Here is a 26,789-nt window from a genome sequence, read left to right on the forward strand (position 1 = left end):
TTTTTTTAGAATGTTACTTTTATACTCATACCGTATCTTCTAGAATTCCAAGAAGTTAAGTAGTCAAATCCTTGAGAGTTACCAACTCCTAAACTGTTAAGTTCTGGATCGTAGTTTACGCTATCAGGTGTGTTGAATGCTTTTACCCATAAGTTTTGACCTGAAACCGTAAATGATACATTTCCGAAAGGAGTTTTGTCTAACCATTTTTTTGGTAATCTGTAGGTAAGAGATGCTTCTCTTAATCTAATGTGTGTAGCATCATAAACTAATAGTTCATCAACACCAAAACCAATATTGTTAAAATATGCTTCAGTTGACGTTACTTGAATGTCATTTGGTTGTCCTGTAGATTGACGAACACCTGGTAATACGATACTTTGAGTTCTATCAAAATCAGTGTCTTCAACCAGTCCTCTACCAACTAATGCTCCTACAGTAGTAGCATAGATGTCACCACCTTGTTGGTATTCCCACTGCATGTTTAGAGATAAGTTTTTCCATGTGATTCCTGTATTTACAGTTGTAAACCAGTCTGGGTTTGGATCTCCAATAATACCATTTGTAGGATCTTGAATCCAATATCCGTTTTCATCAACTAAACGATTTCCATCAGCATCTCTTAATACTCTGCTACCTACAATAACACCTAATGGTTGTCCATTGATTGCGGCATTGGTAGGTGTAGAGAAGATACCTCCGTATTGGATTTGCTCTCCTTCATCAAGTCCTTTAACTTCGCTTTCGTTTTGCGTGAAGCTACCTGTGAATTTAAGCTCAAAGTCTTCTGTTTTTAGTGGAGTAATGTCAAATCCAATTTCAAAACCTTTGTTAAGTACATTACCAATGTTTGTAAATGTACTTGTGTATCCTGTTTCAGGAGCTAAAGGTCTTTGGATAATTTGATTTTCAGTATCTCTACTATAATAAGTAAAGTCAAGTCCAATTCTATTGTTTAAGAATCTTGTTTCTAGACCAAATTCGATTTCTTTCGATAATTCAGGTTTTAACCCTGGGTTTGGTAAGAAATTTGGAATACCTGTTGTTACAGTTCCGTTTCCTGCAGGAGTTTGGAAAATGTTTGGAACTAATGATATAACACTTCTTGTATTATATGGTCCAGGGAAACCTGGAGATGTACCATAACCTGCTCTAAGTTTTAAGAAATTTAAACCTCCTTCAGATCTGATTTCTGGGAAAGCAGAAGTAGGGACGAATGACATACTTACACCAGGAGAAAACTGTGATCTGTTTTCTTGCTCTAAGGTAGAGTTCCATTCATTTCTTAAAGATGTGTTTAAATATAAAAAGTTTTTATATGAGAATGTTCCAGAAACATAAGCGGCAACGTTGTTTTGTTCGCTAAATGTTTGGTATGTAAGATTGTTATCTGCAAATACTGTTCCTTCAATAATTGTACTTGAATTACTAAAGTTTAAGTGATTCCATAAACCAAATACGATTTGATCTCTACTTTCAGAACCATCTCTTTCAAATATTTGACGCTTAGTTGTAGCACCAAAAGTACCTTGGAAAGCGAAGTCTTCTGATATTTCTTTATCAATCGAAACTAATAAAGAGTGATCCCATATTGTAAATCTCTCAGAAGTTGTTTGTAAATATCCATTTGGATGCAAACCATCATTTGATCCTTTGTTAATTACACGTCTTGATCTTGTATTTTGACTATCAATACCAAGTCTGTAAATGAATTTTAACCAATCTGTTGGGTCATATGATACAACAAAATTAGAAAACACACGGTCTGTACTGTTTTTATCCTGTGTATTGTTTAATACCCATGCTGGGTTTGTACGGTCATTTCCACCTCTATACCAAACACTTTCTCCTGTTACAGGATGTTGTGAAGGTAAGCTGATATCAACACTTCGTGGTAAGTAAAGAATATTCCAAATAGAAGCAATACCTCCAGTTCCAGCAGTTGAAGACGTTACGTCACTACCAGTAGAAGCATCTGTAAATGGACTTCTAATATCTGTTTTAGCAATACTAATTTTACCAGAAACACTAAAGTTATTAGACATTTTAAAGTTTCCACCAACAGAGAAGTTATCTCTTCGTAATCCATTGTTTGGAATAAATGACTGATCATCTACGTGTGCATAAGAAGCGTTAAAACTTCCTTTGTCAGAGAATGCTCCGGCAACGTTTACAGAAGTACTACTAATAGTACCAGTCTTAAAGAAATCTTCTTGACTATCATAAGGTCTGTATGCTACAGTTGGAGAATCTAACTCAGGTCTGTTAGGATATAAAACAGATGGCTCAACTCCAAAGTTGTTTAAGATAGATGTTCTAAACGCATTGTCAATAGTTTCTTGACTATCAAAACGAGCTCCCCAGTTACTAAAGAATGCTCCATATACGTTTTGGAAACCATTACCCCAAGTATCTTGGTAGTCTGGTAAAACAATACTGTTAAAGAAAACAGATTGGTTTACAGTTACTTCCATTTTTTTGTTAGCATTTTTTCCTGTTTTTGTAGTAATTAAGATTACTCCATTTCGTCCTTCACCTCCATAAAGAGCAGTTGCACTTAAACCTTTTAAGATACTTACGCTTTCAATGTTGTTAGGATCGATATCCGCAAATCTACTACTTACGTTACCAGATTGGAAATCAGCTGAACTTGCAGATTGGTTTGCACCACCAGATGATCCATCAAACGGAACACCATCTACAATAAATAATGGTTGGTTTCCACCAGTAATAGAAGATTGCCCTCTAATAATAATGTTAGAACCACTACCAGATACACCTCCAGAACCAGTAATACGAACACCAGAAGCTTTACCACGCAATATCTTACCAATATCCGTATCTGCTTTCTGCTCTAGGTCTTTACTGTCTACAGTTGATACCGCATATCCTAAGGCTTTTTTCTCTTTCTTAATACCTTGTGCAGTAATAATCACCTCTTCAAGCTGATTGTCTGCAGGATCTAAAGAAATATCGATTTTGTTTGAAGCTCCGACTACAACTTCTTTTTTACCGTAACCAATGTAACTAAATACTAAAGTCTGTCCTTTACTAGCTTTGATGTTGTAAATTCCATCAAAATTGGTAGAGACTCCTGTATTCGTTCCTTTGATTACTACACTAGCTCCCGGTAACGGAAGACCAGATTCGTCGGAAACAGTACCAGAGACTAGTTTGTTCTTGTGCAAGCGCTAGCTGCACCATTAACGCTAATAAAAGCGTTAATACTCCATTAAACTTTGTTCTCATTGTGTTAATTATTTGAATTAGCTATTCCAAAAATCCTAATAATATGTTAATATTCCTATTTTTTTAAGGAAAAAAGTGACTCTAATTCAAGAAAAGATATGTTTAAGTCTTGTTAAAAGGAAGTAGATAGACTTATATGAACCTTAGATTCAGATAGTTTAATGCTGGAGTCGTCAGTTTTTCCAACAGCATAATTAATTTTTAACAGTCCAGATTTTGACCGAATCCCCAATCCGAAGCCGAAACCGTACAATTTTGCAGTTGTATTTGTTAAATCGTCTTGGAAGTAGGTAAAGTCTATAATTGAATGTACATACGAGTTGCGTGATAAAATATATCTGTATTCCGTGTTAATAGTGCTATAAAGTGTCGCTTCTAAGCTGTTTTCATTAAAACCTCGTATGGATTGAATTCCTCCAAAACGTAATTTCTCATTGGTAAGGTATGTGTCAGAGAATAATGCTTCGGAAGTATTATTTATATAAATGAAATTTCTATTATTCAGTTCCCAAAGATAATTTCCAGTAAATGAAACTTTACTTTGTTCGTTTTTCTCTGAATCATTTTTTCGATTTCCTATCTGACCTTCTATCTGTACAATAGTTTTGTTGGGAAATATGCTAAAACTATTATTTCTTTTGTTGTAAGTGTAGCCTGCGGTGGTGAAAAAACTCTTATAATCGTCAATTGCAGTATTGGAATTATCGTCTAAAAGGTTGTTAGATTCCGTTTGTTGTATTCCTAAATGAACTTGATTATTTTGATTAATCTGATAAAAAGTACTGAAAGTTGTATTTACAGTAGTAAATAAAGAGTCGCGTTTAAAAATATCTAACGCCGCATTCACACCAATAGGAGAATTAAAAATATAAGGAACTCTCAAATCTGCTAAAAATTTTGTTTGCTTATTTCCGTCGTTCTTCCATAAAATATTAAACTCTTCTCCCGAATTCAAATTATTAATCAATTTCAAATCAAGATAACCGTTCAATTTCAAGTTTCCAGTGTCTTCATCTGAATTAAATCCTATAAAGCCATCAAAAAAATTACTCTTTACTTTTTCTACATATATATATAAGGTAGTAGAATCTTTAGTAAATAGTAATTCTGGGTCTTTCAACTGTCGTGCAAATCGTAGTTGATCAATTCGTTTTGTTTGCGTTGTAATTTCTTCTTTATTGAAAACTTTAGAAGTAAGTCTCAAATAATTTTTCACATACGATTTTGGAAATTTCTCATACCCTTTAATGATAATCTTGTCCAATCTTCTTTTTTCGATTACTTTAATATCTAAATCCGCAATAACAATATCATCTTGTTTGACAATGTTTTTAAGCTGTACTTCTGCAAAAGGATTTCCGGTGTTCTGAAAATTAGCAACTAAGGCTTCTAAAAAGGGAGTAAGGTTTTCTGGTGCGATATTAAGATATGAATCGGTAAAATCTAAACTAAACGCACTTAATACATCTAAGTTCATTTTTTCCTTCTCGTAGTATATCTTAAGAGATGTGTATTTTGAATTTAGGTTGAAGGTACTCTCGTAAACTGAATCATTCAACTTTTCTAATTTCGAATACGAAGCGTGAAAATAGCCAATAGTGAAAAACTCTTTTTGAAGCAAATTGAGTTCATCTACAATAGATTTAATATTTTCGTGTGATGTTCTGTAATTTGTACCGTCAATAATAATTTGTTCAGCTTCATTGCTTCCTTTTACGTTTAATGTTTGACTATTCATAAAAGAAAAACAAAAAAGCAAAAAAAATAAAAATAGAATATGTATTGACGATTTTTTCAAACTAAAAAGTGAATGCAAGTGTTGTCAAAGTAACGTAAAAAAACAGGATTTAATGTGTTTAAAAGCTTTAAAAAATTAATCTTATTGAAAATTAAGTCGTTAAGATTTGAATAATTGGAAATAATACTTACCTTTGCCGCCCTCTAAAGAGGGTTTTAACATCAAAATATATTTAATAATAGATGCCAACAATTTCACAATTAGTAAGAAAAGGAAGAGCCAAAATAACTAAGAAGAGTAAATCGGCTGCTTTAGATTCTTGTCCTCAGAGACGTGGAGTTTGTACGCGTGTTTACACGACAACACCAAAAAAACCGAATTCAGCAATGCGTAAAGTTGCAAGGGTTCGTTTAACAAATGGTAATGAAGTAAACGCATACATTCCAGGAGAAGGACACAATCTACAAGAGCACTCGATAGTATTAGTTAGAGGTGGAAGGGTAAAAGATTTACCAGGAGTTAGATATCACATCGTTCGTGGAGCTTTAGACACCGCTGGTGTAGAAGGTAGAACACAACGTAGATCTAAGTACGGTGCAAAACGCCCAAAGAAGTAATTTAAAAACTTTTAATGTAAAGACATGAGAAAAAGTAAGGCGAAAAAAAGACCTCTTTTACCAGATCCAAAATTTAACGATCAATTAGTGACACGTTTCGTGAACAATCTAATGTGGGACGGTAAAAAGTCAGTAGCATTCAAAATTTTCTATGATGCAATTGCTATTGTAGATGAAAAGAAGACAGACGAAGAAAAATCAGCTTTAGAAATTTGGAAAGAAGCATTATCTAATGTAATGCCACACGTAGAAGTTCGCTCACGTAGAGTTGGTGGAGCTACATTCCAAATTCCAATGCAAATTAGACCAGATAGAAAAGTATCTATTGCTATGAAATGGTTAATTAGCTATTCACGTAAAAGAAACGAGAAGTCAATGGCTTTAAAATTAGCTTCTGAAGTATTAGCTGCGGCTAAAGAAGAAGGTGCGGCAGTTAAAAAGAGAGTTGATACTCACAAGATGGCTGAAGCAAATAAAGCATTCTCACATTTTAGATTTTAATCAGACACAACTTAAGAAATGGCTAGAGATTTAAAATATACTAGAAATATCGGTATCGCTGCTCACATTGATGCTGGTAAAACAACTACTACAGAACGTGTATTGTATTATACGGGTGTAAGTCATAAAATTGGAGAAGTGCACGATGGTGCGGCAACAATGGACTGGATGGAGCAAGAGCAAGAACGTGGTATTACTATTACGTCTGCTGCTACAACATGTACATGGCAATTTCCAACAGAAAATGGGAAGCCAACTGATGACGCTAAAGGATATCATTTCAATATTATTGATACTCCAGGTCACGTTGATTTTACGGTGGAAGTAAACCGTTCATTACGTGTATTGGATGGGTTAGTTTTCTTATTTAGTGCAGTTGATGGTGTTGAGCCACAATCTGAAACTAACTGGAGACTTGCTGATAATTACAAAGTTCCAAGAATTGGATTTGTAAACAAGATGGATCGTCAAGGTTCTAACTTCTCTATGGTTTGTAAGCAAGTGAAAGAAATGTTAGGTTCTAACGCTGTGCAAATCGTATTACCAATTGGAGAAGAAATGGACTTTAAAGGTATTGTTGACTTGGTGAAAAACCGTGCTATTGTTTGGCATGATGAAACACAAGGAGCTACTTTTGATGTTATTGACATTCCAGAAGAATTAAAAGAAGAAGCTGCTGAAGCTCGTGCTTTATTAATTGAAGAGGTTGCGACGTATGACGAGAACTTGTTAGAAAAGTTCATGGAAGATGAAAACTCTATCACTGAAGAAGAAGTTCATGCTGCATTAAGAGCTGCTGTAATGGACATGGCAATCATTCCAATGATTTGTGGTTCTGCGTTTAAAAACAAAGGAGTTCAATTCTTGTTAGATGCTGTTTGTCGTTACTTGCCTTCGCCTTTAGATAAAGAAGATATAAAAGGTACAGATCCTGATACAGGAGATGTAATAACACGTAAGCCAGATGTAAAAGAGCCTTTCGCTGCATTAGCATTTAAAATTGCAACAGATCCTTTTGTAGGTCGTTTAGCATTTTTCCGTGCATATTCAGGAAGATTAGATGCTGGTTCTTATGTGTTAAATAATCGTTCAGGTAAAAAAGAACGTATCTCACGTATCTATCAAATGCACTCTAATAAACAAAATGCAATCGATTATATCGAAGCAGGAGATATTGGAGCGGCTGTAGGTTTTAAGAGTATCAAAACTGGAGATACACTTTCTGATGAAAAGAATCCAATTATTTTGGAATCTATGGACTTCCCTGATCCAGTAATTGGTATCGCGGTTGAGCCTAAGACAAAAGCAGATGTTGATAAATTAGGTATCGCTTTAGGTAAACTAGCTGAAGAAGATCCTACATTCACAGTGAAAACTGATGAAGCGTCAGGTCAAACTATTATCTCAGGAATGGGAGAGCTTCACTTGGATATTATTGTAGATCGTTTAAGACGTGAATTCAAAGTTGAAGTAAACCAAGGTGAGCCTCAAGTAGAATACAAAGAAGCACTAACGAAATTAGCGCAACACAGAGAAACATATAAGAAACAATCTGGTGGACGTGGTAAGTTTGGAGACATTGTTTTCGAAATGAGTCCAGTAGATGAAGATTTCGAAGGAACTGGATTGCAATTTGTTGATCAAATTAAAGGTGGTCGTATTCCTAAGGAATTTATCCCTTCAGTTGAAAAAGGATTTGCAACAGCAATGTTGAATGGTCCTTTAGCAGGATTCGAAATGGATTCTATGAAGATTGTCTTAAAGGATGGATCTTTCCACCCTGTAGATTCTGATGCATTATCATTTGAATTGGCAGCAAAAATGGGTTACAAAGCAGCGGCAAAAGCAGCTGGAGCTAAAATCCTTGAGCCAATTATGAAATTAGAAGTATTAACTCCAGAAGAAAACATGGGAGATATTGTTGGTGACCTTAACCGTCGTCGTGGACAAGTATCTGATATGTCTGATAGAGCTGGTTCTAAAGTTGTAAAAGCTACAGTGCCATTATCTGAAATGTTTGGATATGTTACTTCGTTAAGAACTTTATCGTCAGGTAGAGCAACTTCAACGATGGAATTCTCTCATTATGCAGAAACTCCTTCTAATATTTCTGAAGAAGTAATTGCTAAATCAAAAGGTGTAACTGCTTAAAACTAAGAAAATGAGTCAAAAAATTAGAATAAAATTAAAATCATACGATCATAACTTAGTTGACAAGTCAGCTGAGAAAATCGTAAAAACAGTAAAAACTACAGGTGCTGTAGTAACGGGACCAATTCCATTACCAACGCACAAAAAAATCTTTACTGTATTACGTTCTCCACACGTAAACAAGAAATCAAGAGAGCAATTTCAATTAAGTTCTTACAAGAGACTGTTAGATATCTATAGTTCTTCTTCAAAGACAATTGATGCGCTTATGAAACTTGAATTGCCAAGTGGTGTTGAAGTAGAGATCAAAGTGTGATCATAAAAAACTAAAAGGGAATCTTTTAGTAACATGTCCAGAGCGTTTCGCAAAGGAAAAATGGAAAAATACATCAAACAGGGTTGAAGTATTTGACCCTGTTTTTTTAAGGCTTTAAGATAAAGCAAATAATAATTAATTTAAATTAATAAATATGTCTGGGTTAATCGGAAAAAAAATCGGCATGACTAGCATCTTTGACGAGAATGGAAAAAACATTCCATGTACAGTTATTGAAGCAGGTCCTTGTGTCGTTACCCAAGTCAGAACCAATGAGGTTGACGGGTATGAAGCTCTTCAACTTGGTTTCGATGACAAGGCAGAAAAACGTGCTTCAAAAGCGGCTAATGGTCACTTTAAAAAAGCAGGTACTTCGCCTAAATACAAAGTTGTTGAATTCCAAGGATTTGAAGAAGATTATAAATTAGGAGACAGTATCACTGTAGATCACTTTGAAGAAGGTGAATTTGTAGATGTTGCTGGTACTTCAAAAGGTAAAGGATTCCAAGGGGTTGTAAAGCGTCACGGATTTGCTGGAGTTGGTCAAGCTACTCACGGGCAGCATAACCGTCTTAGAGCACCAGGATCTATTGGAGCTGCTTCTTACCCTGCACGTGTATTCAAAGGAATGCGTATGGCAGGAAGAATGGGTGGAGAAAAAGTGAAAGTTCAAAATTTAAGAGTTTTAAAAGTTGTTCCTGAGAAGAACTTGATAGTTGTCAAAGGATGTGTTCCTGGGCACAAAAACGCTTATGTAATCGTTCAGAAGTAATGGAAATAGCAGTTTTAGATTTAAACGGAAAAGAAACAGGTAGAAAGGTGAACCTTTCTGACGCTGTTTACGCTATAGAGCCAAATGATCATGCAGTTTACTTAGACGTGAAGCAATATCTTGCGAATCAAAGACAAGGAACGCACAAGGCTAAAGAAAGAGCTGAGATCGTAGGTAGTACTAGAAAGATTAAAAAACAAAAAGGTACTGGTACGGCTAGAGCAGGTAGTATTAAAAACCCTTTATTTAAAGGTGGAGGTAGAGTTTTTGGTCCAAGACCAAGAAGTTATTCTCAGAAATTGAATAAAAATGTAAAGAGATTGGCTAGAAAATCAGCTCTTACATTAAAAGCAAAAAGCGAGTCAATCATCGTAATTGAAGACTTTAATTTTGACGCTCCTAAAACTAAAAATTTCATCAATGTGTTGAAGGCTTTAGGTTTAGATAGTAAAAAATCGCTATTTGTGTTGGGTGATTCAAATAATAATGTATATTTGTCGTCACGTAATTTGAAAACCTCTGAGGTTTTAACTAGCTCAGAATTAAGCACTTATAAAATTGTACACGCGAATAGCGTTGTTCTTTTTGAAGGTGCATTAGAAGGAATTGAGTCAAATTTAAGTAAATAAGGAACCAAATGAGCATCTTAATAAAGCCAGTTGTAACTGAAAAAGCTACCGCTGATAGTGAATTGAATAATCGTTACACTTTCTTAGTAAATGTAAATGCTAATAAAGTTGAGATTAAGAAAACTATAGAGGCTACTTATGGGGTTTCTGTAGAGAAAGTTCGTACTATGAATTACGGACCTGATAGAAAAGTACGCTTCACCAAAACTGGAATCCAGCATGGGAAGACTAACGCAACAAAAAAAGCGGTAGTTGATGTAGCGGAAGGAGATATTATTGATTTTTATAGCAATATATAAGTAAAGACAAAAAATGTCAGTAAGAAAATTAAAACCAATTACACCAGCTCAGCGTTTTAGAGTAGTCAATGGATTCGATGCCATCACTACTGATAAGCCGGAAAAGAGTTTACTCGTACCGAAAAAGAGATCTGGTGGTAGAAACAATCAAGGAAAAATGACCATGCGTTACATCGGAGGTGGTCATAAGAAAAGATATCGTATTATCGATTTCAAAAGAGACAAAAAAGAAGTTTCTGCTGAAGTAAAATCGATTGAGTATGATCCAAATAGAACTGCTTTCATCGCATTAGTACAGTATGCTGATGGTGAAAAACGTTATATCATCGCTCAAAATGGTTTGAAAGTAGGACAATCTGTTGTTTCAGGAGAGCAAGTTGCTCCAGAAATCGGAAATACAATGCCTTTGGCTAACATTCCTTTAGGAACTATTATTTCTTGTGTTGAATTACGTCCAGGACAAGGAGCTGTTATGGCTCGTAGTGCAGGAGCATTCGCTCAATTAATGGCACGTGATGGAAAGTATGCTACAATCAAGTTGCCTTCAGGTGAAACTAGATTGGTAATGGCTAACTGTTTAGCAACAATAGGAGCTATCTCTAACTCTGACCACCAGTTATTAGTATCTGGTAAAGCAGGTAGAGGAAGATGGTTAGGTAGAAGACCAAGAACTAGACCAGTAGTAATGAACCCTGTTGATCACCCAATGGGTGGTGGAGAAGGTAAATCTTCTGGAGGACACCCAAGATCAAGAAACGGAATTCCAGCTAAAGGATACCGTACAAGATCTAAGACGAAAGCAAGTAATAAGTATATCATAGAACGTAGAAAGAAATAAGACATGGCAAGATCATTAAAAAAAGGACCTTACGTTCACTATAGTTTAGATAAAAAAGTTCAACAAAATGTTGAGTCAGGAAAGAAAGCTGTGATCAAAACTTGGTCAAGAGCATCTATGATTACTCCAGATTTCGTTGGTCAAACTATTGCTGTGCATAACGGTCGTCAATTCGTTCCTGTATATGTTACAGAAAACATGGTAGGACATAAATTAGGAGAATTTTCGCCAACAAGATCATTTAGAGGTCACGCTGGTGCAAAAAATAAAGGAAAAAAATAATAAGAAGCTATGGGAGTTCGTAAAAGAGAAAGAGCAGAGCAAATCAAAGAGGCTAAGAAAAGCATAGCCTTTGCAAAGTTGAATAACTGCCCTACTTCGCCAAGAAAAATGCGCTTAGTAGCGGATTTAGTAAGAGGTAAGAAAGTAGAAATAGCGCTTCATATATTAAAATTCAGTCAAAAAGAAGCATCACGTCGTTTAGAGAAATTATTGTTGTCTGCAATCGCAAACTGGCAAGCTAAAAACGAAGATGCAAGCGTTGAAGAAGCTGAATTATTTGTAAAAGAGATCAGGGTTGATGGTGGAAGTATGTTAAAAAGACTTCGTCCAGCGCCTCAAGGTCGTGCACATAGAATAAGAAAACGTTCCAACCATGTTACATTGGTATTAGGAGCTAATAATAACACACAAAGTTAAGATAGGAAGTATGGGACAAAAGACAAATCCAATCGGAAATCGCCTTGGTATCATCAGAGGATGGGAATCTAACTGGTACGGAGGTAATGACTACGGAGATAAGCTTGCTGAGGACGATAAAATCAGAAAGTATATCCATGCTCGTTTATCTAAAGCTAGTGTATCTAGAGTAATCATTGAGCGCACACTTAAACTTGTAACCGTTACTATCACGACGGCTCGCCCAGGTATCATTATTGGTAAGGGTGGTCAAGAGGTAGACAAGTTAAAAGAAGAGCTTAAGAAGATTACAGGTAAAGAAGTACAGATCAATATCTTTGAAATTAAGAGACCTGAACTTGATGCAAACTTAGTTGCAGCTAGTATTGCTCGTCAAATCGAAAACAGAATTTCGTATAGAAGAGCTATCAAAATGGCTATCGCTGCTGCAATGCGTATGAATGCTGAAGGTATTAAAGTGCAAATTTCTGGACGTTTAAACGGAGCAGAAATGGCACGATCAGAATCTTATAAAGATGGTCGTATTCCTTTATCAACTTTCAGAGCAGATATCGATTATGCATTACACGAATCTCACACTACATATGGTAGATTGGGAGTAAAAGTATGGATAATGAAAGGTGAGGTTTACGGAAAAAGAGAATTATCTCCATTAGTTGGAATGGCTAAAAAACAGTCAGGAAAAGGTGGAAACAATTCAGGTGGAAAAGGAAAATCTCGTCGTAGAAAGTAATTTTTTAAAGGTAAAGAACAATGTTACAGCCAAAAAGAACAAAATATCGTAAAGTACAGAAAGGGCGTATGAAAGGGAACTCAGGAAGAGGTCACTTGCTTTCGAACGGTATGTTTGGTATTAAATCATTAGATTCAAATTTTTTGACATCTCGTCAAATTGAAGCAGCCCGTGTTGCGGCAACTCGTTTCATGAAAAGAGAAGGTCAATTATGGATTAAGGTTTTTCCAGACAAGCCAATTACAAAGAAGCCATTAGAAGTACGTATGGGTAAAGGTAAAGGTGCGCCAGAATACTGGGCAGCTGTTGTAAAACCTGGAAGAATAATTTTTGAAGTAGGTGGTGTTCCTATGGGAGTTGCCAAAGAAGCGTTACGCTTAGCCGCTCAAAAATTACCAGTTAAAACTAAGTTTATTGTAGCTCGAGATTTCGAAGCTTAATTTTTAATAAGTTATGAAACAATCAGAAATTAAAGAATTATCTGTAGCTGAGTTACAAGAGAAATTGAAGGAGTCTAAAAAAAGCTACGCTGATTTAAAATTTGCAAATGCTATTTCTCCTCTAGAAAATCCAATTCAGTTGCGATTTGCGAGAAGAACAGTTGCTAGAATAGCTACTGAACTAACTAAAAGAGAATTGCAATAAATTGAATTCTACTGACAGATGGAAAAAAGAAATTTAAGAAAAGAGAGAATAGGTGTTGTTACTAGCAATAAAATGACGAAATCAATCGTCGTTTCAGAAGTAAAACGAGTAAAGCATCCTATGTACGGAAAGTTCGTGTTAAAAACAAAGAAATATGTTGCACACGACGAAAAGAACGATTGTAACATTGGTGATACAGTAAAAATAATGGAAACACGTCCATTGAGTAAAACCAAATGTTGGAGATTAGTTGAAATCATTTCAAGAGCTAAATAATTATGTTACAGCAAGAATCAAGATTAAAAGTAGCAGATAACACGGGAGCTAAAGAAGTTTTAACTATTCGTGTATTAGGCGGAACAAAAAGACGATATGCTTCAGTTGGAGACAAAATTGTTGTAACTGTAAAAGATGCAACTCCTAACGGAAGTATCAAGAAAGGACAAGTTTCTACAGCAGTTGTTGTACGTACTAAGAAAGAAGTAAGAAGACCAGACGGATCTTATATTAGATTTGATGATAATGCTTGTGTTCTCTTAAACCCAACAGGGGAAATGAGAGGTACACGTGTTTTCGGACCGGTTGCAAGAGAACTTCGTGATAAACAATTCATGAAAATTGTATCATTAGCACCAGAGGTACTTTAATACATTATTAAGATGACAAAATTAAAGATAAAATCAGGAGATACAGTTCGAGTAATTGCTGGAGACCATAAAGGTTCTGAAGGTAAAGTGCTTACTGTTCTTCGTGAAAAAAACAAAGCGATCGTTGAAGGCGTAAATATGGTATCTAAGCATCAAAAGCCTAGTGCTCAAAACCCTCAAGGTGGAATCGTTAAAAAAGAAGCGCCTATCCAAGTATCTAACCTATCTTTGTTAACTTCAAAAGGAGAAACAACAAGAGTAGGATATAGAATGGAAGGAGACAAGAAAGTAAGGTTTTCTAAAAAATCTAATGAAGTAATATAGTTATGGCTTACATTCCAAGATTAAAACAAGAGTACAAGGATAGAGTTATCCAAGCTCTTACAGACGAATTCAGTTACAACAACGTTATGCAAGTGCCAAAACTTGAAAAAATAGTTTTAAGTAGAGGTGTTGGTGGTGCTGTAGCTGATAAGAAATTAATTGATCACGCTACGGATGAGTTAGCGAAGATCACGGGACAAAAAGCAATTGCTACAATATCTAAAAAAGATGTTGCATCTTTCAAATTACGTAAAGGAATGCCAATCGGTGCGAAGGTTACGTTAAGAGGAGAAAAAATGTACGAGTTTTTAGATAGATTGGTTACTTCAGCCTTACCACGTGTAAGAGATTTTGGAGGAATCAAAGCAAATGGATTCGACGGAAGAGGTAATTATAACTTAGGAATTACTGAGCAAATTATCTTTCCAGAAATAAATATTGATAAAGTGAACAGAATTGCAGGAATGGATATTACATTTGTAACTTCTGCTTCAACCGATAAAGAAGCTAAATCATTATTAACTCAATTAGGATTACCTTTTAAAAAGAATTAATTATGGCTAAAGAATCAATGAAAGCCCGTGAGGTAAAAAGAGCAAAAACGGTTGCTAAATATGCTGAGAAAAGGAAAGCTTTAAAAGAAGCAGGAGATTACGAAGCATTGCAAAAGTTACCGAAAGATGCTTCACCAGTTCGTATGCACAATCGTTGCAAACTTACTGGAAGACCAAAAGGGTACATGCGCCAATTCGGTCTTTCTCGTGTAATGTTTAGAGAAATGGCTAACAAAGGGTTAATCCCTGGAGTTAAAAAGGCAAGTTGGTAAAAATATAAATTGGTTTCAGGTTCGATATACGTCGAAAACCAAAACCGCAAATAAATAAATATGTATACAGATCCAATAGCGGATTATTTAACTAGAGTTAGAAACGCTAGTAGAGCAGGACACAGAGTTGTGGAAATTCCAGCTTCTAAGCTAAAGAAAGAAATCACAAAGATCTTATTTGATCAAGGTTTCATTTTAAGCTACAAGTTTGAAGATACTACAGTTCAAGGAAGCATCAAAATCGCCTTAAAATACGATAAGATGACTAAAGATCCTGTAATCAAGAAAATTCAAAGAATCAGTACGCCAGGTTTACGCCAGTATGCTGGAGCTAACGAACTTCCAAGAGTATTAAACGGATTGGGTATTGCTATCGTATCTACTTCTCACGGAGTAATGACAGGAAAGCAAGCGCAACGTGAAAATGTTGGTGGAGAAGTTTTATGTTACGTTTACTAATAAAAAAGACTTACGAAGATGTCAAGAATAGGTAAAAACCCAGTAAGTATTCCATCAGGAGTTACTGTAGATATAAAAGAAGGTCAAGTAACCGTAAAAGGTAAATTAGGAGAATTGATTCAACAAGTTGACGGTATCACTGTTAAACAAGAAGAAGGTCAATTAGTACTAGAACGTCCATCTGAAAGCAAAGATCATAGAGCAAAACACGGTCTATATAGAGCATTACTTAACAACATGGTTGAAGGTGTCTCTAAAGGATTCACAAAAGAGTTAGAACTAGTTGGAGTTGGTTACAGAGCAAGTAATCAAGGACAAAGACTAGAATTAGCCTTAGGATTCTCTCACAATATTGTATTAAACTTAGCTGAAGAAGTAAAAGTTGAAACAGTATCTGAGAAAGGAAAGAACCCAATTATAAAATTAACTTCTCACGATAAACAATTAGTAGGACAAATTGCTGCTAAAATCCGTGGATTCCGTAAGCCAGAACCTTACAAAGGAAAAGGAGTTAAATTTGTTGGAGAAGTATTAAGAAGAAAAGCAGGTAAATCAGCTTAATAATTAATTATGGGATTATCAAAGACTGAAAGAAGACAGAGAATCAAAAACAGAATCAGAAAAATCGTTGGCGGTACAGAAGCTAGACCAAGATTAGCTGTTTTTAGAAGTAATAAAGAAATTTATGCTCAAATTATCAATGATGTAGATGGTAAAACAATTGCCGCAGCATCATCTCGTGATAAAGACATCAAAGCAGAAGGAACAAAATCAGAAGTTGCTGCCTTAGTAGGGAAGTCAATTGCTGAAAAAGCCCTAAAAGCTGGAATCGAAACAATCGCGTTTGATAGAGGTGGATATTTATACCACGGTAGAGTAAAATCATTAGCAGAAGGTGCTAGAGAAGGAGGACTTAAATTCTAAGAAACTATGTATCAGAAATACAAAAACGCAGAATTAGTAAAGCCAGGTGGATTAGAATTGAAAGATCGTTTGGTAGGAGTACAACGTGTAACTAAAGTAACCAAAGGTGGTAGAGCTTTTGGATTCTCAGCTATTGTAGTTGTCGGAGATGAAAACGGTGTTGTAGGACACGGTTTAGGAAAATCAAAAGACGTAGCTACAGCAATTGCAAAAGCAATTGAAGATGCTAAGAAGAACTTAGTGCGTATACCTTTACAAAAAGGAACATTACCACATGAGCAAAAAGGTAAATACGGTGGAGCTAGAGTATATATCCAACCAGCATCTTCCGGTACGGGAGTTATTGCAGGTGGAGCTGTTCGTGCAGTATTAGAAGCTGTCGGAGTTCACAACGTATTATCTAAGTCACAAGGATCATCTAACCCGCACAACGTAGTAAAAGCAACATTTGATGCTTTATTACAATTAAGAGATGCTGGTATTGTTGCAAAACAAAGAGGAATTTCTTTAGAAAAAGTATTTAAAGGATAAATCAAGGATAAAATGGCAAAAATTAAAGTAACACAAGTAAGAAGCAAAATTAGTCGTCCTCAAAATCAAAAGAGAACACTAGAAGCGCTAGGTCTTAAAAAGATCGGTCAGGTTGTAGTACATGATGCTACACCAAACATCCTTGGAATGGTAAATAAAGTTAAACATTTAGTTTCTGTTGAAGAAGCTTAAAAATAACAACTAGTTATGGATTTAAGTAACTTAAAACCAGCTGAAGGTTCAGTTCAAAGTAATAACAAAAGAGTAGGTAGAGGACAAGGTTCTGGAAAAGGTGGTACCGCAACACGTGGTCACAAAGGAGCCAAATCTCGCTCAGGTTATTCAAAGAAAATTGGATTTGAAGGTGGTCAAATGCCTTTACAAAGACGTGTTCCTAAGTTTGGATTTACAAACATTAATCGTAAAGAATATCAAGGAGTAAATCTTGATAGATTACAGGAATTAGTTGAAGAAGGAAAAATCACAGATACTGTTGATTTACAAACATTAGTAGCGAATAGAGTAGCTAGAAAAACGGATTTAGTAAAAATCCTTGGAAGAGGTGAACTAAAAGCAAAATTAAAGGTTACAGCTCACAAATTTACAGCTTCAGCTAAAGCAGCTATAGAAGCGGCAGGTGGAGAAGCAGTAACTTTATAATTTCTACAAAGAAGCATGAAAAATTTTATTGACACAATAAAAAATATTTGGAACATAGAAGAACTAAAAAATAAAATTTTAGTGACACTAGGACTTTTACTCGTGTACCGTTTCGGTGCGCAAGTAAGTCTTCCAGGTATGGACTATACAAAACTTGGCGCAGATTTCGCCGGTAACTTTCAAGGTGGTGGAATCGGTAATCTTCTAAACATGTTTACAGGAGGAGCTTTTGCTAAAGCTTCTGTATTCGCTTTAGGAATTATGCCATACATCTCTGCTTCAATTGTGGTTCAGTTGATGGGAATAGCAATTCCTTATCTACAAAAACTCCAAAAAGAAGGAGAAAGTGGTCGTAAAAAAATTACGCAAATCACTAGATGGTTAACAATTGTAATATGTTTGGTGCAAGCACCTTTCTATTTATGGGGATTAGGACAGTTAGGAGTTCCTGATGAAGCCTTCATGATGGGGAAAGGACTTGACTTTATCATTCCTTCAGTAATTATCCTTGTAACTGGTACTATATTTGCCATGTGGTTAGGAGAAAAAATTACTGATAAAGGTATCGGAAACGGTATCTCACTATTAATCATGGTAGGAATTATAGCGTACATGCCACAAGCATTTGTTCAAGAACTTGCTTCTAACGCAAGTAAACCAATGCTTATTCTTATAGAAATTGTAATCTGGTTAGCAATTATTATGGCTAGTATTATGCTGGTAATGGCAGTTCGTCAAATTCCAGTACAATACGCTAGAAGAACAGCTAGTGGTGGATACGAGAAAAATATCTTCGGAGCAAGACAATTTATTCCATTAAAATTGAATGCATCAGGTGTAATGCCAATCATTTTTGCGCAAGCATTAATGTTTGTGCCGTCAGCAATTGGAAAAGGATTAGGTAGTTCAGCTGCTGGACAGTGGATGATTGCTAATTTCCAAGATGTATTCGGATTATGGTACAATTTATTGTTCGCCTTCTTAATTATAATATTCACATACTTCTATACTGCAATTACAGTTCCAACGAACAAAATGGCAGATGACTTAAAAAGAAGTGGTGGATTTATTCCTGGAATTCGTCCAGGTGGAGAAACAGGAGAATATTTAGACAAGATAATGTCGCAAATTACGTTGCCAGGATCAATCTTCTTAGCATTGATCGCTATATTCCCAGCAATTGTTGGTAATATATTAGGTATTCAACAAAGTTGGGCACTATTCTTTGGAGGAACATCGTTGCTAATTATGGTAGGAGTTGCCATCGATACTATGCAACAAATAAACTCATACTTGTTGAACAGACATTATGATGGTTTAATGAAAACTGGTAAAAACCGTAAAGTAGTTGCATAATTATGGCTAAACAAGCTGCAATAGAACAAGATGGAACAATCATTGAAGCATTATCAAATGCTATGTTCCGTGTAGAATTAGAAAACGAGCATATCGTAACGGCTCACATTTCAGGAAAAATGCGCATGCATTATATCAAATTATTACCTGGTGATAAAGTGAAACTAGAAATGAGTCCATACGATTTAACTAAAGCAAGAATTACTTATAGATACTAAAATCATGAAAGTAAGAGCATCAATAAAAAAGAGAAGTCCCGAGTGCAAAATAGTGCGTCGTAAGGGCAGATTATACGTAATCAATAAAAAGAATCCTAGATTTAAACAAAGACAAGGATAGTTATGGCAAGAATCGCAGGAGTAGACATTCCAAAGCACAAGAGAGGAGTTATCGCATTAACATACATCTTTGGAGTCGGAAGAAGTAGAGCTAAAGAAGTTTTAGCCGCAGCAAAAGTAAGTGAAGATACTAAAGTTTCTGATTGGAACGATGACGAAATCGGTCGTATTCGTGAAGCTGTAGGAACATACACAATTGAAGGTGAATTACGTTCTGAAGTACAATTAAACATCAAACGTTTAATGGACATCGGTTGTTACAGAGGAATTCGTCATAGATCTGGACTTCCATTAAGAGGTCAAAGAACTAAGAACAACTCTAGAACAAGAAAAGGAAGAAGAAAAACTGTTGCTAACAAGAAGAAAGCAACTAAATAATTAAAATAGATGTTGGTAATTAGTATTGAGTAGTGAGAACTAATATGTAATTATAAAGAATCTAACTACTAACTACTAAAATCTAAATACTAAATAAAAGTATGGCAAAGTCTAGCAAGAGTACAAAAAAACGTAAAGTAATCGTTGAGTCAGTTGGAGCAGCACACGTAACTGCATCTTTCAACAACATCATCATATCACTTACAAACAAAAAAGGAGATGTAATTTCTTGGTCATCTGCTGGTAAAATGGGCTTTAGAGGTTCTAAAAAGAACACTCCATATGCTGCGCAAACTGCAGCTGAGGACGCATCTAAAGTTGCACACGAAGCAGGTTTACGTAAAGTAAAAGTTTACGTAAAAGGTCCAGGTAATGGTAGAGAATCCGCTATCAGAACCATCCACAATGCAGGAATTGAAGTAACCGAAATTATCGATGTTACTCCATTACCACACAATGGATGTAGACCTCCAAAAAGAAGAAGAGTATAATTAAATTAATTTTCATTGAGAGATTAACGATTATCGAAGGAGAAAGCCTTAATTCATAATCACTCTCATAATAACTATTAGAAATGGCAAGATATACTGGTCCAAAAACTAAAATTGCCCGTAAATTCGGAGAAGCAATTTTCGGAGATGATAAGTCTTTTGATAAAAGAAATTATCCTCCAGGTCAACACGGGAACAACAGACGTAGAGGAAAAAAATCTGAATACGCAGTTCAGTTGATGGAAAAACAAAAAGCAAAGTACACTTACGGAATTCTTGAGCGTCAGTTCAGAAACTTGTTTGAAAAAGCAAACAGAAGTAAGGCAATTACTGGTGAAGTTTTATTACAATTATGTGAATCACGTTTAGATAACGTTGTTTTCAGAATGGGTATCGCACCAACAAGAAGCGGAGCAAGACAATTAGTATCGCACCGTCACATCACAGTAAATGGAGAGAAAGTAAATATTCCTTCATACAGCTTAAAACCTGGTGATGTAGTAGGAGTTAGAGAAAAATCTAAATCCTTAGAAGTTGTATCAAGATCTCTAGCTAACGCTAGCCACGTACATGAGTGGATTACATGGAATGGAGAAAAAATGGAAGGTACGTTTGTAACGACTCCTGAAAGACTTCAGATCCCTGAAAATATCAAAGAGCAGTTAATAGTAGAATTATATTCTAAATAATAAATAATCAGAAAGTATTCTTAATATGGCATTATTAAACTTCCAAAAGCCCGATAAAGTTATCATGATTGACTCATCTGAGTTCGATGGCAAATTTGAATTTCGTCCTTTAGAACCTGGATACGGGTTAACAATCGGGAACGCATTAAGAAGAGTACTTCTATCATCATTGGAAGGTTTTGCGATTACTTCTGTTCGTATGGACAAAGTAGATCACGAATTTTCAACGATTTCTGGTGTTGTAGAAGATGTAACAGAAATTATTTTGAATTTAAAACAAGTTCGTTTTAAAAGACAAATAGACGATATTGATAACGAATCAGTATCGATCTCTGTTTCTGGAAAAGATCAACTTACCGCAGGTGACTTCCAAAAATTTATCTCAGGTTTCCAAGTGTTAAACCCAGATTTAGTGATCTGTAACATGGATGCTTCAGTAAACTTAAACATGGAAATTACTATTGAAAAAGGTAGAGGATATGTTCCAGCTGAAGAAAACAAAAAGTCAAATGCTCCGTTAGGAACGATCTTTACAGATTCAATTTACACACCTGTAAAGAATGTGAAATACAGCATAGAAAACTATCGTGTTGAACAAAAAACTGATTATGAAAAATTAGTTTTTGAAATCATTACTGATGGATCTATTCATCCTAAAGAAGCATTAACTGAAGCTGCAAAAACATTAATTCACCACTTCATGTTATTCTCTGATGAGCGTATCACGTTAGAAGCGGATGAAATTGCACAAACAGAAACATATGATGAAGAATCATTACATATGCGTCAACTACTAAAAACAAAATTAGTAGACATGGACCTTTCTGTAAGAGCATTAAACTGTTTAAAAGCTGCAGAAGTAGATACCTTAGGAGACTTAGTATCATACAATAAAAATGATTTAATGAAATTCAGAAACTTCGGTAAAAAATCATTAACAGAACTAGAAGAACTAGTAAACGTTAAAGGATTAAGTTTCGGAATGGACTTATCAAAATATAAATTAGATAAAGATTAATTCCACTATAATTTGCTCCTCAAATGAGTTGAAGCAAGATAGCGGTAAAAAACAAATGTCATGAGACACGGAAAAAAAGTAAATCACTTAGGTAGACAAACAGCGCACAGAAAAGCAATGTTAGCTAATATGGCTTGTTCATTAATTGAACACAAGCGTATTAACACTACAGTAGCAAAAGCAAAAGCATTAAAGCAATTTGTTGAGCCGTTAGTAACAAAGTCGAAAGATGATACTACACACAATCGTCGTTTAGTATTTAGTAAACTAAGAAACAAATACGCTGTTACTGAATTATTCAGAGACGTAGCTGTAAAAGTTGCTGATAGACCAGGTGGTTACACAAGAATTATAAAATTAGGAAATCGTCTTGGAGATAATGCTCAAATGGCATTAATCGAATTGGTAGACTACAACGAAACGTACAATACTGAGAAGAAAGCTAAGACTACTAGACGTAGTAGAAGAGGTGGTGGAAAGAAAACTACACCAGTAGTAGATACACCAAAAGCTTCAACTGAAGAAGAATAATGAAAAATAATTCATTACATATAAAAAGGGTAAACTTTCTGAGTTTATCCTTTTTTTTATATTAGTGAAGCTCAGTTTTTAAGAAGTCGATAGACGTACTTAAAAATGTAAGTTGAACTAATTCCACTGGAAAGTAGAATCTTAAAAGAAAAACAGCGGATTTAGATTTATTTTTTAATCTAAAAAAACGAATTGCCAAAATGATTAAACTTGTAAAATCATTACTTCCTAAAAAACTAAAGAAGTTTGTAAAACGAAACATCCTCAAAAAAGGATTCGTAAACAAACCTACATATACAGCTTCTTTGCATAAGGATGAATTTACACTAAATGCAACAATCGCATACAATAAATATGGCGGTTATTGCACGCCCTTTTCGGCACAACAAGAATCTGTTGTTCAAGAAATACTCAAAGGAAAAGTATATGAGCCAGACACAATACAATACATCATCGATCACTGTAAAGATGGTGATGTCATACAAGCTGGTGCATACTTTGGAGATTTCCTTCCGGGAATTGCCAAAAACATTTCAAAAAATGCAAAAGTTTGGACATTTGAACCAAGTTCCGAATACTATCGATGTGCGGAAATAACAATCTTAATCAATAATCTAACAAATGTAAATCTATTCCAAGTTGGCTTGGGAGAAAAAAAATCTGAAGTCAAATTGCAAATAGAAACAGAAGATGGAAGACGATTAGGTGGCGCGAGTAGAATAATTGATTCAGAAATTGGTAAATTTGTACCCATCACAATCGAAACTTTAGATAGTATGATTCCGGAAGACAGAAATATTACAGTACTTCAACTAGATTTAGAAGGATTTGAAATACCTGCACTAAAAGGCGCGATCAATACAATCAGCAGATGTAAACCAATACTAATACTCGAAATATTATCACACAACGACATTTTAACCAACAACTGGTTTAAAGAACATATACTTTCGCTAGGATATAAAATTACAGGAAAAGTACACAACAACACAATAGTAACAATACAACATAACAACTAATTCACAAACACAACACAACTAAATTGTATAGCTAGATATGAAATACCAAACTCGACAAAAAGCACTATTACTACTCGAAGATGGAACTATCTTTTACGGGAAGGCAATTGGAAACCCTGGAACTGCATACGGCGAAGTATGTTTTAATACAGGAATGACGGGATATCAAGAAATTTTTACCGATCCGTCGTATTATGGACAACTCATGGTCACTGCAAATGTTCACATTGGAAACTATGGAACGGCTACTGCCGAAATGGAATCTGATGGCGTTAAAATTGCAGGATTAATTTGTAAAAATTTCAGTTACGATTACTCACGTGATGCCGCAGACAGTTCACTAAAAGAATTCTTAGATCAAAATGATTTGTTTGCAATATCAGACGTAGATACAAGAGCATTGGTAAGTTACATTAGAGATAATGGAGCTATGAATGCCGTAATTTCTACAGATGTTGACAACATAGACGAACTAAAAGCGAAACTAGCCAACGTACCAAGCATGGCAGGATTAGAATTAGCTTCAAAAGTATCAACCAAAGAACCATATATATTTGGAGATGAAAATGCAGCTGTAAAAATTGCCGCATTAGATATTGGTGTGAAAAAGAACATTCTAAGAAATCTTGCAAAGCGTGATGCTTGCATCAAAGTATTTCCATACAATGCAACTTTTGAAGAAATGAGCGCTTGGAATCCAGACGGATACTTCTTATCTAACGGACCTGGAGATCCAGAACCATTAAGTGAAGCAATTACATTTGCTAAAGAAGTCATCAAACGCGATTTACCATTATTTGGAATCTGTTTAGGACACCAAGTAATTGCATTAGCCAACGGAATTTCTACGTACAAAATGCACAATGGTCACCGTGGAATCAATCATCCCGTGAAAAACATGTTGACAGGAAAAGGAGAAATCACTTCACAAAATCATGGTTTTGCCATCAACAGAGAAGAAACAGAAGCAAACGCAAATGTAGAAATTACACATGTACATTTAAATGATAATACAGTTGCTGGAATTCGTGTAAAAGATAAAAACTGTTTCTCGGTTCAATATCATCCAGAAGCAAGTCCTGGACCACACGATGGAGAATATCTATTTGATGAATTCATTGCGAACATTCAAAAAGTAAAAACGGTTTAATACGGTTACCTGAAAAGTATAATTTTCGTCAGACTAAACTTGATTCAGTTTCACACAAACTATGAAAACTAGCAGGATGAGATTCTGAATTAAATTCAGAATGACGTTTCAAATTTTTTTAGAGAATCTGATAACATAAAAACAAAAAGATGAATAAAATCATCATATTACTAATAGCGTTTACAGTTGTAGTTTCATGTAAAGAAGAAGCAAAATCTTCAACGTCAACGACTGCAACAGAAAAAGCAGTTTCAGGAACTGAAAAAACGACGGAAACAGAAGCAGTCGAAAAAGATGCAAAACTTTCGGTTGATAAAGAGCAATTCCTATCAACAACAATTGCCTATTTCAAAAACTGTAAAGCAAATTCATCCAATAGAAATGACTGTCGAAACAGTATCACAAAAATGATTTCTGAATTTTATGATATTTCAGACTTTAAAAATGAAGCAGGCGATTATGTGATTTACGATAGCATACAACCAATCATCAAAAAATCTGAAAATTGGGTAAAACTTGGAAATGCAAACGATCAGGAAGTTCTAAAAAAAGCACAAGAAGCCGCAAACAATGGAAACGCAACCATAGCTGTAGATGTATCTGAATCATACGGACAAATAGCAATGATAATTCCAGGGAAACTGACAAATTCAGGTTCGTGGAAACTCAAAGTTCCGAACACAACAGCTTTGGTAAACTATGATGCTACGAAGTCATTTATGAAAAAATCATTAGCATACGCGTTCAAATCAATGGACAATATTGTACTATACAGTAAAAAATAGTTGCATTATTTTTCATAGAAAACGTTTTCGCATTTTATAAAAAGAATCAAAAATAGCGCATTGCTAACATATCCGTAAAAGCGATGCGCAACCATAAAAAACTAATGTTAGTTTCGTAAATTAGCAATAAAGAAAATAAAAAAATATGAGCAGAATTATTAACATTCACGCAAGACAAATATTAGATTCAAGAGGAAATCCAACTGTTGAAGTAGATGTAGTAACTGAAAATGGAGTATTAGGAAGAGCCGCTGTGCCTTCAGGAGCATCAACAGGAGAACATGAAGCAGTAGAGTTAAGAGATGGTGGAGACGCTTACATGGGAAAAGGAGTCAGTAAAGCTGTTCACAATGTAAATACAATAATTGCCGAAGAATTAATGGGCGTTTCTGTATTTGAGCAAAATCAAATCGACAAAATGATGATCGATTTAGATGGAACACCAAACAAAGGAAACTTAGGCGCAAATGCAATATTAGGAGTTTCGTTAGCTGCAGCAAAAGCCGCGGCCAACGAATTGGGAATGCCATTATACAGATATGTTGGTGGAGTTTCTGCAAACACACTTCCGGTTCCAATGATGAATATCATCAACGGAGGTTCACATTCTGATGCACCAATTGCGTTTCAAGAATTTATGGTAATGCCTGTAAAAGCTAAAAACTTTACACAAGCAATGCAAATGGGAACTGAAATTTTTCACCATCTAAAAAAAGTATTACACGACAGAGGTTTAAGTACAGCTGTTGGTGATGAAGGTGGATTTGCACCAACATTAGACGGAACAGAAGATGCGTTAGATACAATTTCTTTGGCGGTTGCAAATGCAGGTTACAAACTTGGTGAAGAAATTATGATTGCTTTAGATTGTGCCGCGGCAGAATTTTATGTAGATGGTGCATACGATTATACAAAATTTGAAGGTTCAACAGGAAAAGTAAGAACTTCAAAAGAGCAAGCAGATTACTTAGCATCATTAGCGGAAAATTATCCAATCATTTCTATCGAAGACGGAATGGACGAAAACGATTGGGAAGGTTGGAAATATTTAACTGAAATTGTTGGCGATAAAGTACAATTGGTTGGAGACGATTTATTTGTAACAAATGTTGAACGTTTATCAAGAGGAATTGAAAACAACACAGCAAATTCTATCTTAATTAAAGTAAACCAAATTGGAACGCTAACAGAAACTATTGCGGCGGTAAACATGGCGCACAATGCTGGATATACTTCTGTAATGTCTCACAGGTCAGGTGAAACGGAAGACAACACCATTGCTGATTTAGCAGTTGCGTTAAACACAGGTCAAATCAAAACAGGTTCGGCTTCACGTTCAGACAGAATGGCAAAATACAATCAATTATTACGTATTGAAGAAGAATTAGGAGCTGTTGCTTACTTTCCACAAGACAAAGCTTTTAAAATAAAATAATAAATTATCTATATCTATTAAAAGACCGCTTACAAATTTGT

At 35.2% G+C, this 26,789-nt stretch carries 38 protein-coding genes; 36 read left to right on the forward strand and 2 right to left on the reverse strand.

Annotated elements, in window-relative coordinates; genetic code table 11:
- Nucleotides 1–5: 5 nt before the first annotated feature.
- Together ACQ654_RS19500 and ACQ654_RS19505 are read right to left on the reverse strand one after the other, a co-directional pair.
- Nucleotides 6–3,188, reverse strand: coding sequence for a SusC/RagA family TonB-linked outer membrane protein (locus ACQ654_RS19500; RefSeq protein WP_430412023.1), 3,183 nt, complete (start codon nt 3,186–3,188; stop codon nt 6–8).
- Between the two features lie 173 nt (nt 3,189–3,361).
- Nucleotides 3,362–4,987 (reverse strand): POTRA domain-containing protein, encoded by a 1,626-nt coding sequence (locus ACQ654_RS19505; protein ID WP_430412024.1) that lies wholly within the window; start codon nt 4,985–4,987, stop codon nt 3,362–3,364.
- 242 nt (nt 4,988–5,229) lie between these two features.
- On the opposite strand from ACQ654_RS19505, the gene rpsL reads away from it, so the two are divergent.
- From rpsL to eno, 36 genes are all read left to right on the forward strand, one after another.
- A complete protein-coding gene (gene rpsL / locus ACQ654_RS19510; protein WP_007094992.1) occupies nt 5,230–5,604 on the forward strand; it encodes a 30S ribosomal protein S12 in 375 nt (124 codons plus the stop codon).
- A gap of 24 nt (nt 5,605–5,628) precedes the next feature.
- On the forward strand, nt 5,629–6,105 hold the full coding sequence (gene rpsG / locus ACQ654_RS19515) for a 30S ribosomal protein S7 (RefSeq protein WP_430412025.1): 477 nt from the start codon (nt 5,629–5,631) through the stop codon (nt 6,103–6,105).
- An 18-nt stretch (nt 6,106–6,123) separates the two neighbouring features.
- Complete coding sequence (fusA, locus tag ACQ654_RS19520) at nt 6,124–8,256, forward strand: elongation factor G (RefSeq protein ID WP_430412026.1); 2,133 nt, start codon at nt 6,124–6,126, stop codon at nt 8,254–8,256.
- Between the two features lie 10 nt (nt 8,257–8,266).
- Complete coding sequence (gene rpsJ / locus ACQ654_RS19525; RefSeq protein ID WP_007094989.1) at nt 8,267–8,572, forward strand: 30S ribosomal protein S10; 306 nt, start codon at nt 8,267–8,269, stop codon at nt 8,570–8,572.
- A 154-nt stretch (nt 8,573–8,726) separates the two neighbouring features.
- A complete protein-coding gene (gene rplC, locus ACQ654_RS19530; RefSeq protein ID WP_430412027.1) occupies nt 8,727–9,344 on the forward strand; it encodes a 50S ribosomal protein L3 in 618 nt (205 codons plus the stop codon).
- The gene (gene rplD / locus ACQ654_RS19535; RefSeq protein WP_430412028.1) at nt 9,344–9,973 is read left to right on the forward strand and encodes a 50S ribosomal protein L4; all 630 of its coding nucleotides are present in this window, start codon (nt 9,344–9,346) and stop codon (nt 9,971–9,973) included. Before rplC ends, rplD begins: the two co-directional genes overlap by 1 nt.
- A gap of 8 nt (nt 9,974–9,981) precedes the next feature.
- On the forward strand, nt 9,982–10,272 hold the full coding sequence (gene rplW / locus ACQ654_RS19540) for a 50S ribosomal protein L23 (RefSeq protein ID WP_430412029.1): 291 nt from the start codon (nt 9,982–9,984) through the stop codon (nt 10,270–10,272).
- Between the two features lie 13 nt (nt 10,273–10,285).
- Complete coding sequence (rplB, locus tag ACQ654_RS19545) at nt 10,286–11,110, forward strand: 50S ribosomal protein L2 (protein WP_430412030.1); 825 nt, start codon at nt 10,286–10,288, stop codon at nt 11,108–11,110.
- Between the two features lie 3 nt (nt 11,111–11,113).
- Nucleotides 11,114–11,392: a 30S ribosomal protein S19 gene (gene rpsS / locus ACQ654_RS19550; protein ID WP_072303192.1), complete on the forward strand. Its 279-nt coding sequence runs from the start codon at nt 11,114–11,116 to the stop codon at nt 11,390–11,392.
- Between the two features lie 9 nt (nt 11,393–11,401).
- A complete protein-coding gene (gene rplV / locus ACQ654_RS19555; RefSeq protein WP_046756860.1) occupies nt 11,402–11,809 on the forward strand; it encodes a 50S ribosomal protein L22 in 408 nt (135 codons plus the stop codon).
- A gap of 10 nt (nt 11,810–11,819) precedes the next feature.
- Nucleotides 11,820–12,542, forward strand: coding sequence for a 30S ribosomal protein S3 (gene rpsC, locus ACQ654_RS19560; protein ID WP_298422435.1), 723 nt, complete (start codon nt 11,820–11,822; stop codon nt 12,540–12,542).
- Nucleotides 12,543–12,562: 20 nt separating this feature from the next.
- Nucleotides 12,563–12,982, forward strand: coding sequence for a 50S ribosomal protein L16 (rplP, locus tag ACQ654_RS19565; protein WP_430412031.1), 420 nt, complete (start codon nt 12,563–12,565; stop codon nt 12,980–12,982).
- A gap of 13 nt (nt 12,983–12,995) precedes the next feature.
- The gene (gene rpmC / locus ACQ654_RS19570; RefSeq protein ID WP_298422441.1) at nt 12,996–13,187 is read left to right on the forward strand and encodes a 50S ribosomal protein L29; all 192 of its coding nucleotides are present in this window, start codon (nt 12,996–12,998) and stop codon (nt 13,185–13,187) included.
- Nucleotides 13,188–13,205: 18 nt separating this feature from the next.
- Nucleotides 13,206–13,463, forward strand: a complete 258-nt coding sequence (gene rpsQ, locus ACQ654_RS19575) for a 30S ribosomal protein S17 (RefSeq protein WP_430412032.1) — start codon at nt 13,206–13,208, stop codon at nt 13,461–13,463.
- 2 nt (nt 13,464–13,465) lie between these two features.
- Nucleotides 13,466–13,834, forward strand: a complete 369-nt coding sequence (gene rplN / locus ACQ654_RS19580) for a 50S ribosomal protein L14 (protein ID WP_430412033.1) — start codon at nt 13,466–13,468, stop codon at nt 13,832–13,834.
- Between the two features lie 12 nt (nt 13,835–13,846).
- Entirely contained in the window at nt 13,847–14,158 is a 312-nt protein-coding gene (rplX, locus tag ACQ654_RS19585; RefSeq protein WP_430412034.1) for a 50S ribosomal protein L24, read from the forward strand.
- Between the two features lie 2 nt (nt 14,159–14,160).
- A complete protein-coding gene (gene rplE, locus ACQ654_RS19590; RefSeq protein WP_430412035.1) occupies nt 14,161–14,712 on the forward strand; it encodes a 50S ribosomal protein L5 in 552 nt (183 codons plus the stop codon).
- A 2-nt stretch (nt 14,713–14,714) separates the two neighbouring features.
- Entirely contained in the window at nt 14,715–14,984 is a 270-nt protein-coding gene (gene rpsN, locus ACQ654_RS19595; RefSeq protein ID WP_430412036.1) for a 30S ribosomal protein S14, read from the forward strand.
- 60 nt (nt 14,985–15,044) lie between these two features.
- On the forward strand, nt 15,045–15,443 hold the full coding sequence (gene rpsH / locus ACQ654_RS19600; RefSeq protein ID WP_430412038.1) for a 30S ribosomal protein S8: 399 nt from the start codon (nt 15,045–15,047) through the stop codon (nt 15,441–15,443).
- A gap of 18 nt (nt 15,444–15,461) precedes the next feature.
- On the forward strand, nt 15,462–16,004 hold the full coding sequence (gene rplF / locus ACQ654_RS19605; protein ID WP_430412039.1) for a 50S ribosomal protein L6: 543 nt from the start codon (nt 15,462–15,464) through the stop codon (nt 16,002–16,004).
- A 9-nt stretch (nt 16,005–16,013) separates the two neighbouring features.
- Nucleotides 16,014–16,367 (forward strand): 50S ribosomal protein L18, encoded by a 354-nt coding sequence (rplR, locus tag ACQ654_RS19610; RefSeq protein WP_430412040.1) that lies wholly within the window; start codon nt 16,014–16,016, stop codon nt 16,365–16,367.
- Nucleotides 16,368–16,373: 6 nt separating this feature from the next.
- Entirely contained in the window at nt 16,374–16,898 is a 525-nt protein-coding gene (gene rpsE, locus ACQ654_RS19615) for a 30S ribosomal protein S5 (RefSeq protein WP_430412041.1), read from the forward strand.
- Between the two features lie 12 nt (nt 16,899–16,910).
- Nucleotides 16,911–17,090 carry a 50S ribosomal protein L30 gene (gene rpmD, locus ACQ654_RS19620; RefSeq protein ID WP_430412042.1) on the forward strand — a complete coding sequence of 60 codons (180 nt, stop codon included), beginning with the start codon at nt 16,911–16,913 and terminating at the stop codon, nt 17,088–17,090.
- A 15-nt stretch (nt 17,091–17,105) separates the two neighbouring features.
- On the forward strand, nt 17,106–17,558 hold the full coding sequence (rplO, locus tag ACQ654_RS19625; protein ID WP_430412043.1) for a 50S ribosomal protein L15: 453 nt from the start codon (nt 17,106–17,108) through the stop codon (nt 17,556–17,558).
- Between the two features lie 15 nt (nt 17,559–17,573).
- Complete coding sequence (gene secY, locus ACQ654_RS19630; protein ID WP_430412044.1) at nt 17,574–18,914, forward strand: preprotein translocase subunit SecY; 1,341 nt, start codon at nt 17,574–17,576, stop codon at nt 18,912–18,914.
- A 2-nt stretch (nt 18,915–18,916) separates the two neighbouring features.
- Nucleotides 18,917–19,132: a translation initiation factor IF-1 gene (infA, locus tag ACQ654_RS19635; RefSeq protein ID WP_046756846.1), complete on the forward strand. Its 216-nt coding sequence runs from the start codon at nt 18,917–18,919 to the stop codon at nt 19,130–19,132.
- Nucleotides 19,133–19,136: 4 nt separating this feature from the next.
- Nucleotides 19,137–19,253 carry a type B 50S ribosomal protein L36 gene (ykgO, locus tag ACQ654_RS19640; RefSeq protein ID WP_007094966.1) on the forward strand — a complete coding sequence of 39 codons (117 nt, stop codon included), beginning with the start codon at nt 19,137–19,139 and terminating at the stop codon, nt 19,251–19,253.
- Nucleotides 19,254–19,255: 2 nt separating this feature from the next.
- The gene (rpsM, locus tag ACQ654_RS19645; protein WP_430412045.1) at nt 19,256–19,630 is read left to right on the forward strand and encodes a 30S ribosomal protein S13; all 375 of its coding nucleotides are present in this window, start codon (nt 19,256–19,258) and stop codon (nt 19,628–19,630) included.
- Nucleotides 19,631–19,731: 101 nt separating this feature from the next.
- Nucleotides 19,732–20,121: a 30S ribosomal protein S11 gene (rpsK, locus tag ACQ654_RS19650; RefSeq protein WP_430412046.1), complete on the forward strand. Its 390-nt coding sequence runs from the start codon at nt 19,732–19,734 to the stop codon at nt 20,119–20,121.
- An 83-nt stretch (nt 20,122–20,204) separates the two neighbouring features.
- Entirely contained in the window at nt 20,205–20,810 is a 606-nt protein-coding gene (rpsD, locus tag ACQ654_RS19655; RefSeq protein ID WP_430412047.1) for a 30S ribosomal protein S4, read from the forward strand.
- 25 nt (nt 20,811–20,835) lie between these two features.
- Entirely contained in the window at nt 20,836–21,828 is a 993-nt protein-coding gene (locus ACQ654_RS19660; RefSeq protein WP_298422488.1) for a DNA-directed RNA polymerase subunit alpha, read from the forward strand.
- Between the two features lie 60 nt (nt 21,829–21,888).
- A complete protein-coding gene (rplQ, locus tag ACQ654_RS19665) occupies nt 21,889–22,359 on the forward strand; it encodes a 50S ribosomal protein L17 (RefSeq protein ID WP_430412048.1) in 471 nt (156 codons plus the stop codon).
- Nucleotides 22,360–22,559: 200 nt separating this feature from the next.
- A complete protein-coding gene (locus ACQ654_RS19670; protein ID WP_430412049.1) occupies nt 22,560–23,378 on the forward strand; it encodes an FkbM family methyltransferase in 819 nt (272 codons plus the stop codon).
- Between the two features lie 37 nt (nt 23,379–23,415).
- Nucleotides 23,416–24,528 carry a glutamine-hydrolyzing carbamoyl-phosphate synthase small subunit gene (gene carA / locus ACQ654_RS19675; RefSeq protein ID WP_430412050.1) on the forward strand — a complete coding sequence of 371 codons (1,113 nt, stop codon included), beginning with the start codon at nt 23,416–23,418 and terminating at the stop codon, nt 24,526–24,528.
- Nucleotides 24,529–24,677: 149 nt separating this feature from the next.
- Entirely contained in the window at nt 24,678–25,313 is a 636-nt protein-coding gene (locus tag ACQ654_RS19680; protein ID WP_430412051.1) for a hypothetical protein, read from the forward strand.
- A 145-nt stretch (nt 25,314–25,458) separates the two neighbouring features.
- Complete coding sequence (gene eno, locus ACQ654_RS19685; RefSeq protein ID WP_430412052.1) at nt 25,459–26,748, forward strand: phosphopyruvate hydratase; 1,290 nt, start codon at nt 25,459–25,461, stop codon at nt 26,746–26,748.
- Nucleotides 26,749–26,789: the final 41 nt, after the last annotated feature.

Origin of the sequence: Kordia sp., from assembly GCF_965283645.1 — a bacterium.
GTDB lineage: Bacteria > Bacteroidota > Bacteroidia > Flavobacteriales > Flavobacteriaceae > Kordia.